Origin of the sequence: Actinomadura logoneensis, assembly GCF_003428695.1 — a bacterium.
GTDB lineage: Bacteria > Actinomycetota > Actinomycetes > Streptosporangiales > Streptosporangiaceae > Spirillospora > Spirillospora logoneensis.
Genome location: NZ_QURH01000979.1, coordinates 1 through 9,583 on the forward strand (window position 1 = coordinate 1; position 9,583 = coordinate 9,583).

The window sequence follows — 9,583 nt, forward strand, 5'->3', positions numbered from 1 at the left end:
CCGGACGAGCCGCCGGGCGGGGCCGGCGCCCGGCGGCTCCGCCCGCCGCGGCGGCCCTACCCTGGTCCCGTGAGCAGGGTTATCGCGGGAAGTGCGGGCGGACGGCGGTTGGCGGTTCCGGCGGGACGGGACACCCGGCCCACCAGCGACCGGGCGCGGGAGGGGCTGTTCTCGACCGTCCAGGCGCTGCTGGGACCGCTGGACGGGCTGCGCGTGGCCGACCTGTACGCCGGGTCCGGGGCCGTCGGGTTGGAGGCGCTGTCGCGGGGAGCCGCGCACGCGCTGCTGGTGGAGTCGCATCCGCGCGCGGTGAAGGTCGTCCGGCAGAACGTCGAGACCCTGAAGCTGCCCGGCGCGAAGGTCGTCGCCGACAAGGTCGAGCGCGTCGTGCGCACCGCCCCCGGCGAGCCGTACGACCTGGTCTTCGCCGACCCGCCCTACGCGCTCGCCGACGCGGCCGTCGCCGGCCTGCTGGACGCCCTGCGCGACAACGGCTGGCTCGCGGAGGACGCGCTGATCGCCGTCGAACGATCCGTCCGGTCCCCGGCTGTGGAGTGGCCATCGGGGTATATGCCCGAACGTGACCGTCGATACGGCGAAGCCGTCTTCTGGTACGGGCGCGCCACCGGGTGAGGGGCGGGCCCCCGGCTACCCTGAGCCGCGGAGCGAGCTCGGGGGACGGGGGTCCGGATGAGTTCCGGGAGCACGAACAAGGCGCTGCGCTGGACCTGGGTGATCACCCTGGTCATGGTGCTGGCGCTGCTGGTGAACATCACCTACGTCCAGGGGTTCCAGGCGCAGTCGCTGCGCGACGACCCGCTGAACACCCGCCAGTTCGCCGACCGCGACGCGATCGCCCGCGGGCCGATCGTCGCGGGCGGCGAGCGCATCGCCTGGTCCGACGCCGTCGCCAAGAACCGCTACCAGCGCCGGTACAAGGACAGCGAGGTCTTCTCGCCCGTCACCGGCTACTTCTCGAAGTTCTCCCAGACGCAGCTGGAGAGCTCGGAGAACCACATCCTGGACGGCACCGACGCCCGGCTGAAGACCACCAGCCTCGTCGACCGCATCCTCGGCCGGAAGGTCCCGGGCGGGACGGTCGAGACCACGGTCGACCCGGCCGCGCAGCGGGCCGCCTACCAGGCGCTGGCCGGCAGCGGCGCGCGCCGGGCGGCGGCCGTCGCGCTCGACCCGAGGACGGGGGCGATCCTGACCCTGGCGTCCTACCCGTCCTACGACGCCAACCAGGTCTCCGGCCCGGACGCCGAGCAGGCGCAGCGGGTGTTCGAGCGGCTCAACAAGAACCCGCTGAAACCGCTGCTCAGCAAGGCCACCGGCGAGCTCTTCCCGCCGGGCTCGACGTTCAAGACCGTCGTCGCCGCGGCGGGCCTCGCCGGCGGGGCGACCAAGGACAGCGCCGTCCGGGCCGGGCGCAGCTACCGCCCGCGCGGCGCGGGGCAGGCGATCAACAACGACGCCGGGGACATCGGGGGAGCGTGCGACAACGCGTCCATCCCGCTGATCACGGCGTACGCGCAGTCCTGCAACACCACCTTCGCCTTCATGGGGGCCGAGCAGCCCGGCAACTCCGGGGTGGCCGACCAGGCCGCGAGGTTCGGCTTCGCCAAGAAGATCGAGTATGACAGGGGCCTGTCCAGTGCGGTCAGCTCCTTCCCCAGGACCGACCAGCCGTCGCTCAGCGCCCTCGGCTCCATCGGGCAGGGCAGCACGGTCGCGACGCCGCTGCAGATGGCCGTGGTCGCCGCCGCGGTCGTCAACGACGGCAAGGTCATGCGGCCCCACCTGGTGAACCGGCTGCGCGGCGCGGACGGCTCGGTCGTCCAGAGCGCCGCCCACGAGTCGATGGGCCAGGCGCTCAGCGCCGACCAGGCGGCCCAGCTACGGGACATGATGGGGGAGGTCGTGCGGTCCGGCACGGGCAAGTCGCTGCAGGGGACGTCCGTGGGCGGCGGCAAGACCGGCACCGCCGACATCGAGGGCGTCTCGTACAACGACCGCTGGTTCATCGGCTTCGGCCCCGGCGCGAACCCCCGGTACGCCGTCGCCGTCATGACCGAGGCGCCGGGCTACGGCATCGAGTCCGGCCCGATCGCCGCCAAGATCATCGATGCCCTCGGCGGCTGACCGACCGCCGGTGCGGAGCCCGTGCGCCGGACCCGTGCGCCGGACCCGTCCGGCGGACCCGTCCGGCGGATCTGCCCGGCGAGTCGTCCGGCCGGTCCGCCCGGCGGATCGCTTCGCGGACGGCGGCGCGGGCGGCGGAAGGGGAGGCCGCGCCCCGGTCGCGGGAGCGTATCGGGGGGTTTGGTACGGTCGCGCCGCAGGTCGTCCCCGCCCAAAGGATGGAGCCGTCTCGTGCGCCGTGTCGTCTGCCCCGGCTCGTTCGATCCCGTGACCAACGGCCATCTGGACATCATCAGCCGCGCCTCCCGCCTCTTCGACGAGGTGGTCGTCGCCGTGATGATCAACAAGACCAAGCAGGGGCTGTTCTCCGTGGACGAGCGGATGCAGCTGCTCCGCGAGGTCACCGAGGAGTACGGCAACGTCCGGGTGGACTCCTGGCACGGCCTGCTGGTCGACTTCTGCCGGGTGAACGACATCCCGATGATCGTCAAGGGCCTGCGCGCGGTCAGCGACTACGAGTACGAGCTGCAGATGGCCCAGATGAACCACCGGATGGCGGGCGTCGAGACGCTGTTCATGTCCACCAACCCGCTCTACTCCTACCTGTCGTCCTCGCTGATGAAAGAGGTCGTCAAGTTCGGCGGGGACGTGTCGGGCCTGGTGCCGGAACTCGTCCACGAGCGCCTGGCCGAACGGCTCCGCCCGTCCTGACGCGCGGCTCCGGCCGTCCTGACGGACGGCCCGCCCATGGCGACGGACGGCTCCGCCCGTGCTGACCGGTGGCTCGGCTCGTGCCGACCAACGGCTTCGCCCGCCCTGACCGGCGGGCGCGGCCGGGCGTCCGCCGTGTCCGGAACCGGCGGCCCGGCCGGGCTGGACGGGGCCCCTGAGTTGGGCTATCGCCGCCGGTCGGATACCCTGGGACATCGGCCAGGAACGACGGTCGCGATTCGCCATGCCTCACGAAAGCAGGAAAGCTCTGACTCGCAACGAACCCGCGCGCGGCCCGCTCGTGCTCGACACCCGAGCCCTCAGCAGGCAGCCCGGGTCCGAGCGGCGGGAGCACCTCACCGTGCCGGCTCCGGAGAATTTCGGCATCGAGATGGTGCGGGTGCCCGAGGGCGCGCCGATGGAGCTGGACATCCGGCTCGAGGCGGTGCTCGAAGGCGTGCTCGTCACCGGAACGGCACGGGTACCCCTCGAGGGGGAGTGCGCACGCTGCCTGGATCCGATCGCCTCGGACTTCGAGGCGAACTTCCAGGAGCTCTTCGTTTATCCTGACACCCGCTCCGGTGGGAACGCAGGCGACGACGAGCTCCGCCTCGAGGACGACCTGCTCGACCTCGAGCCGGTGCTCCGGGACGCGGTGGTGCTCCAGCTGCCGCTGTCGCCGCTGTGCCGGGACGACTGTCCCGGCCTGTGTCCGGAGTGCGGTGTACGGCTGGCGGACGCCGGGCCCGACCACCACCACGACGCCGCCGACCCCCGGTGGGCGGCGCTCGGTTCCATCGACCTACGAGAAGGAAAGCAGGAGGGCTGAAGTGGCCGTCCCGAAGCGGAAGAAGTCGCGCAGCAACACGCGGCACCGTCGTTCGCAGTGGAAGACCGCTGCCCCGACCCTGGTCGAGTGCCCGACCTGCCGTGACGTCAAGCTGCCGCACACCGCGTGCCAGACCTGTGGCACCTACGACCGCCGGCAGGTCATCGCGCCGTCGGCCTGACGGCTTGAACTCGTCGTACCGGGGGGCGGTCTCGCGTGTGAACGCGACCGCCCCCTCGCGGTTCCCCGAGACCCGTGCCGGCGCCCGCCGCACGGCCGGGGACCGGCCACCCCGGCGCGCCGCGCCGACGCGGTGACCGGCCGAGGCCAGCGCCCGGAGCCGTGGTGCACGCCGGGAACATTCCCACCGGCGCGCACCTCGCTTTCGCGGACGGACCTCCGTCGCCTCCCCGCCGCCGCGCGCGCCGTCCACGGGCAGCCCGACACGGCTGCCACGCCAGGCGAGGAGGGCCTGTGAGCGGCAAGAAGGACCGTCCCATCCCGGATCGCGCCGAGCTGACCTCGGCGCTGCAGGTCGAGGTCTCGGCCGACCTGCTGGAGCGGGCGCTGACGCACCGCTCCTACGCCTACGAGAACGGCGGCCTGCCGACCAACGAGCGGCTGGAGTTCCTGGGCGACTCGGTGCTCGGCCTGGTCGTCACCGACACCCTGTTCCGCGGCCACCCGGACCTGCCCGAGGGCCAGCTCGCCAAGCTCCGCGCCGCCGTGGTGAACATGCGCGCGCTCGCGGGCGTCGCGCGCGAGCTGGGCGTCGGCCCGCACATCCGGCTCGGCCGGGGCGAGGAGGGCACCGGCGGGCGGGACAAGTCGTCCATCCTCGCCGACACGCTCGAGGCGCTGATCGGCGCGGTCTACCTCGACCGCGGCCTGGACGAGGCGTCCGCGCTGGTGCACCGGCTGTTCGACGCGCTGATCACCCGCTCGGCGGGCCTCGGCGCGGGTCTGGACTGGAAGACCTCCCTCCAGGAGCTCACCGCCGTTGAAGAGCTGGGCGTCCCGGAGTACCACGTCGCCGAGTCCGGCCCCGACCACCAGAAGACGTTCCGCGCCTCGGTGCGCGTCGGCGGCACGGCCTACGGCTCCGGCGAGGGCCGCTCCAAGAAGGAGGCCGAGCAGCACGCCGCCGAGGCCGCCTGGCACGCCATCCGCGAGACCGTCGTCCGGCGCGAGGGCGGGGCCGGCGAGAACGAGGCGGACAAGGGCGAGGGCGAGGGCAAGGGCCGGGCCGGCGGGAACGGCGAGGGGAAGGGCGGCGCGACCGCCGCTGTCGCCGGTGCCTGAGCTCCCCGAGGTCGAGGTCGTCCGGCGCGGGCTGGACCGCTGGATCACCGGTCGGCGGATCGCGTCCGCCGAGGTCCTGCACCCGCGCGCCGTCCGGCGCCATGAGGAGGGCCCGGCCGACTTCGCGGGCCGCCTCGCCGGACGCGTCGTCGCCCCGCCGCGGCGGCGCGGCAAGTACATGTGGCTGCCGCTCCTCCCGGACGGCGCCGACGCTCCTGGCAGTACGGACACGTCCGGCGGCACCGACGAGGCCGGGGAGGCGAAGGCCGAGCCGACCGAGGCGCTGCTCGCCCATCTGGGGATGAGCGGGCAGCTTCTGGTGGGGGAGCCGGAGCGCGAGCGCCACAAGCATCTGCGGGTCCGGCTGACGTTCGAGGACGGCGGCCAGGACCTGCGCTTTGTCGACCAGCGCACCTTCGGGCACCTGCTCGTCGCCGACGTCGTCCCGTCCCGTGCGGGCGACCCGGTGCCCGCGCCGGTCCCGCACATCGCGCCCGACCCGCTGGAGGACGCCTTCGACGAGGAGGCGTTCTTCACCGCGCTGCGGCGGCGGCGCACCGGCATCAAGCGGGCGCTGCTCGACCAGTCGCTGATCAGCGGCGTCGGGAACATCTACGCCGACGAGGCGCTGTGGCGGTCGCGGCTGCACTGGGCGCGTCCCACCGAGACGATGACCCGCGCCGAGGCGGCCCGCGTGCTGGAGGCCGCGCGCGAGGTGATGAGCGAGGCGCTCGCGGTCGGCGGGACGTCGTTCGACGCCCTGTACGTCGACGTCAACGGCGACAGCGGGTACTTCGAGCGGTCGCTGGACGCCTACGGCCGCCGGGACGAGCCGTGCCGCCGCTGCGGCACGCCGATCCGCCGCGACGAGTTCATGAACCGGTCGTCCTTCAGCTGTCCCAAGTGCCAACCGCGCCCGCGCCGGGCACGCTACTGAGACTTCGGGCCGCTGCGGGACGGCCGCGACGGGGGCCGGGGCGACCCGGTCGGCAGGGCCCGGGCGCAGGGACGGCGGGCCGGAGACAGAGAACGGGGAGGACCGGAGATGTCGGACGAACCGGACGTGCGGCTGACCGCCTGGGTGCGGGGCCACGTGCAGGGCGTCGGATTCCGCTGGTGGGTGCGCGCCCGCGCGTTGGAGCTGGGGCTCGTGGGAAGCGCGTCCAACCTGAGGGACGGCCGGGTCGAAGTGAACGCCGAGGGCCCGCGTACCGCCTGTGACCGGCTGCTGGGGATGCTGCGCCCGGACGCCACGCCCGAAACGGGGGTTCCCGCACGTCCGGGACGCGTGACCGGGGTGGTGGAGCGCTGGGGCGAGCCGCGCGGCGGGGCCTCCAGTTTCGAGGAACGCTGACCGGGTAGGGAATTCCGGTTTGATCCTGCTAAACTAGGGACGACAGGTTGTTACCGGCCTGTGATGTCCGTCTTGACCAGGACTCGCGCCGGTGCGACTCTAGTGATACGCGCACCGAGTCCAGTTGCTTCCCGTGCGCGATTCCTGCTGGTTACTCAGCGTGGAGGACCCTTAGTCATGGCGAAGGCTCTACTCGGCCACGTCGGCGGTCCCGACCCCCGGATGGTCGCGGAGATGCGGCGCCTGCAGCAGCGCGTACGTGACCTGGAGGCCGAGCTCGTCCGGCTCCAGGAGGAGAACGACGCGCTCGCGACGGCCGCCGAGGGCGACATGGTATCGCTCGCAGTGAAGGACCGTGAACCGGCGCTGACCTGATCGGCGCCGCTTTTCACGTCGGCGGAATCAGGGACGCCCAGCACGTGGCGTCCCTTGTTCATTGCCCGTTGTGCGGCAGTCCCGGCCGGGACATCCGCCCCTTTTCGGGGCGGGTTTCGTCCGTTCTGTAACGGTTGATTCCGGCTCGACGGCCGCGGTGGTCTCCCAGGCACGTCCGGTCGCCGGACGTGCCTCAGGGCTGCCCGCGACCCGGGGACGACGCCCCGCCGGACATGACCGATCATGGCATGTCCGGCGCCGACGGGCGAGCGTTCGACGTCCCCGAACGATGACGCCCTGGGACGACGCCCCCTCGGATCGCGTCCGGCGGTCGCCGGGACGTGCCCCGATGTCATTCGGGCCCGCTCGACGTGTCACTCGTGCCTGCTCGACACGTCGCTCGTGCCCGCTTGACGGGCACTCGTGCCTGCTCGACGGGTCGCTCGGGTGTGCCCGACGGGTCGCTCGGGTGTGCCCGACGGGCGATCCGGGCGCGTTCGGCGGGGAACGGTCGTGCGGATGCGGGGTGGCGGCGTCCTCTCCCGGTAGGGTTCGACAGGCTCGCGGGCGTCCGCCCGGCGGGCCACGGGGGTGAGCGGGCCGCCCGGCACCGTCCGCACCGGCCGTCGGGTTCGGCGCACGGCGGTGGACCGCGCGCCGGCGGACTCCGGGCGACCGCGTGAGGCGACCGCCCGGGGCGGCGTCCCGGCGCGCACCGGCGTCCGCTCCCCGACCGCGAACCCGGAGGAGGACGGCGAGCGCGTGTACCTGAAGACACTGACCCTGCGCGGCTTCAAGTCCTTCGCGTCGTCGACCACGCTGAGGTTCGAGCCCGGCATCACCGCCGTGGTCGGCCCGAACGGGTCCGGCAAGTCCAACGTCGTGGACGCCCTCGCCTGGGTGATGGGCGAGCAGGGCGCCAAGTCGCTGCGCGGCGGCAAGATGGAGGACGTGATCTTCGCGGGCACCGCGAACCGCCCGCCGCTGGGCCGCGCCGAGGTCGTGCTGACCATCGACAACTCCGACGGCGCGCTGCCGATCGACTACACCGAGGTCACCATCAGCCGGCTGATGTTCCGGTCCGGCCAGTCGGAGTACGCCATCAACGGTGACTCGTGCCGGCTGCTGGACATCCAGGAGCTGCTGTCGGACTCGGGCATCGGCCGCGAGATGCACGTCATCATCGGCCAGGGCCAGCTCGACCGCGTGCTGCACGCCGGGGCGGAGGGCCGCCGCGCGGTGATCGAGGAGGCGGCGGGCGTCCTGAAGCACCGCAAGCGCAAGGAGAAGGCGCTGCGGAAGCTGGACGCGATGCAGGCCAACCTCACCCGCGTCCAGGACCTGGTCGGCGAGCTGCGCCGCCAGCTCAAGCCGCTCGGCCGGCAGGCCGAGATCGCCCGCCGCGCCGCCACCATCCAGGCCGACCTGCGCGACGCCCGGCTGCGGCTGCTCGCCGACGACCTGGTCACGCTGCGGACGAGGCTGGAGCGCGAGGCGGCCGACGAGGCGCAGATCCGCGAGCGCCGGGTCGAGACCGAGCGCGCGCTCGCCGCGGCGCAGGAGCGCGAGGGCGTGCTGGAGGCCGAGGAGGCCGAGCAGGCGCCGCGGCTGGCGCTCGTCCAGGACACGTGGTTCCAGCTCTCGTCGCTGAAGGAGCGGCTGCGCGGCGTCGCCGACCTGGCCGCCGAGCGGCACCGCAACGCGGCCGAGGCGCGCGACGAGGAGCGGCGCGGTCGCGACCCCGAGGACATGGAGCGCGAGGCCGCGGCGATCCGCGAGCAGGAGGAGATGCTGCGCGCGGCGCTGGAGGAGGCGCAGGACGGCCTGGCCGACGCGGTGCAGGAGCGGTCGGGGGCCGAGGAGGCGCTGAACGCCGAGGACCGCCGCCTGCAGTCCGCCGCGCGCGCCGCCGCCGACCGCCGCGAGGAACTGGCCCGGCTGCGCGGACGCGTCGAGGCGCTGCGCAGCAAGGCGCAGGCCGGGCAGTCGGAGATCGGGCGGCTGTCGGCCGCGCGCGCGGAGGCCGAGCAGCGCGCCGCGACCGCGCAGCAGGAGTTCGAGGCGTTCGAGGCCGAGGTCGTGGAGGACCCGGCGCTCGCCGCCGAGCACGAGTCGGCGCAGGAGCTGCTGGCCGCCGCGAAGGAGACCGCCGAGACCGCGCGCGCCGCCGTGGACCTGCCGCGCCAGGCGCTCAGGGACGCGCGCGCCGCGGTGTCCGCGGCGCGGTCCGCCGACCAGGCCGCGCAGAAGCGGGTCGCCGCCCTGCAGGCGCGCATCGAGGCGCTGGAGCTGACGCTCGCGTCGGCGGCGGACGGCGGCGAGGCGCTGCTGGCGTCCGGGCTGGACGGCGTGCTCGGCACGGTCGCGTCGCTGCTGACCGTCCGTCCCGGGTACGAGACGGCCGTGGCCGCCGCGCTCGGCGACGCGACGCAGGCGATCGCGGTCGGCTCGCTCGACACGGCCGAGGCCGCGCTGTCGCTGCTGCGCGCGAAGGAGGCGGGACGCGCCGGGCTGCTGATCGGCGGTCCGGCCGCGGCGTCCGAGGCGGCCGAGCGGTTCCCGGGCATCGACTACGCGATCGACGCGGTGACCGTCCCGGGCGAAGTGCGTCCGGCGATGGAGTTCCTGCTGCGGGACGTCGCGGTCGCCGACGACGTGACGTCCGCGGCCAAGCTCGTCCGGACGCACCCGTCGCTGCGCGTCGTCACGCGCGACGGCGACCTGGTGGGCGCGCACTGGGCGTTGGGCGGCGGCGCGGGCGGCGCGCAGTCGATCCTGCAGATGCGCGCCACGCTGGACGAGGCGACCGCCGACCTCGCCGCCGCCGAGACCGCGGCGGAGCGCGGCGCCGCCGACCTCGCCGAGGC

At 73.9% G+C, this 9,583-nt stretch carries 10 protein-coding genes; all 10 read left to right on the forward strand.

Translation table 11 applies throughout. The features are described from left to right. Window positions 1-69 precede the first annotated feature (69 nt). Complete coding sequence (rsmD, locus tag DZF91_RS33265; RefSeq protein ID WP_117361022.1) at window positions 70-633, forward strand: 16S rRNA (guanine(966)-N(2))-methyltransferase RsmD; 564 nt, start codon at window positions 70-72, stop codon at window positions 631-633. 57 nt (window positions 634-690) lie between these two features. After that, window positions 691-2,145 carry a penicillin-binding transpeptidase domain-containing protein gene (locus DZF91_RS33270; RefSeq protein WP_117361015.1) on the forward strand — a complete coding sequence of 485 codons (1,455 nt, stop codon included), beginning with the start codon at window positions 691-693 and terminating at the stop codon, window positions 2,143-2,145. A gap of 231 nt (window positions 2,146-2,376) precedes the next feature. Further along, window positions 2,377-2,856, forward strand: coding sequence for a pantetheine-phosphate adenylyltransferase (gene coaD, locus DZF91_RS33275; protein WP_117361016.1), 480 nt, complete (start codon window positions 2,377-2,379; stop codon window positions 2,854-2,856). 301 nt (window positions 2,857-3,157) lie between these two features. Further along, window positions 3,158-3,685: a YceD family protein gene (locus DZF91_RS33280; RefSeq protein WP_117361017.1), complete on the forward strand. Its 528-nt coding sequence runs from the start codon at window positions 3,158-3,160 to the stop codon at window positions 3,683-3,685. A gap of 1 nt (window position 3,686) precedes the next feature. Next, a complete protein-coding gene (gene rpmF / locus DZF91_RS33285; RefSeq protein WP_117361018.1) occupies window positions 3,687-3,866 on the forward strand; it encodes a 50S ribosomal protein L32 in 180 nt (59 codons plus the stop codon). Window positions 3,867-4,159: 293 nt separating this feature from the next. After that, window positions 4,160-4,987 (forward strand): ribonuclease III, encoded by an 828-nt coding sequence (rnc, locus tag DZF91_RS33290; protein ID WP_235834753.1) that lies wholly within the window; start codon window positions 4,160-4,162, stop codon window positions 4,985-4,987. Beyond that, window positions 4,980-5,924: a bifunctional DNA-formamidopyrimidine glycosylase/DNA-(apurinic or apyrimidinic site) lyase gene (gene mutM, locus DZF91_RS33295; protein ID WP_117361019.1), complete on the forward strand. Its 945-nt coding sequence runs from the start codon at window positions 4,980-4,982 to the stop codon at window positions 5,922-5,924. Before rnc ends, mutM begins: the two co-directional genes overlap by 8 nt. A gap of 108 nt (window positions 5,925-6,032) precedes the next feature. Further along, window positions 6,033-6,341, forward strand: coding sequence for an acylphosphatase (locus tag DZF91_RS33300; RefSeq protein WP_117361020.1), 309 nt, complete (start codon window positions 6,033-6,035; stop codon window positions 6,339-6,341). Between the two features lie 177 nt (window positions 6,342-6,518). Further along, on the forward strand, window positions 6,519-6,716 hold the full coding sequence (locus tag DZF91_RS33305; protein ID WP_117361021.1) for a hypothetical protein: 198 nt from the start codon (window positions 6,519-6,521) through the stop codon (window positions 6,714-6,716). 762 nt (window positions 6,717-7,478) lie between these two features. After that, on the forward strand, window positions 7,479-9,583 hold a 2,105-nt coding region (locus DZF91_RS33310; protein ID WP_147341509.1), incomplete at its 3' end, for a chromosome segregation SMC family protein.

Coding starts and splice junctions, on each gene's coding strand:
- DZF91_RS33300 (WP_117361020.1), top strand. CDS start 6,033: ATGTCGGACGAACCGGACGTGCGGCTGACCGCCTGGGTGCGGGGCCAC.
- DZF91_RS33305 (WP_117361021.1), top strand. CDS start 6,519: ATGGCGAAGGCTCTACTCGGCCACGTCGGCGGTCCCGACCCCCGGATG.
- DZF91_RS33270 (WP_117361015.1), top strand. CDS start 691: ATGAGTTCCGGGAGCACGAACAAGGCGCTGCGCTGGACCTGGGTGATC.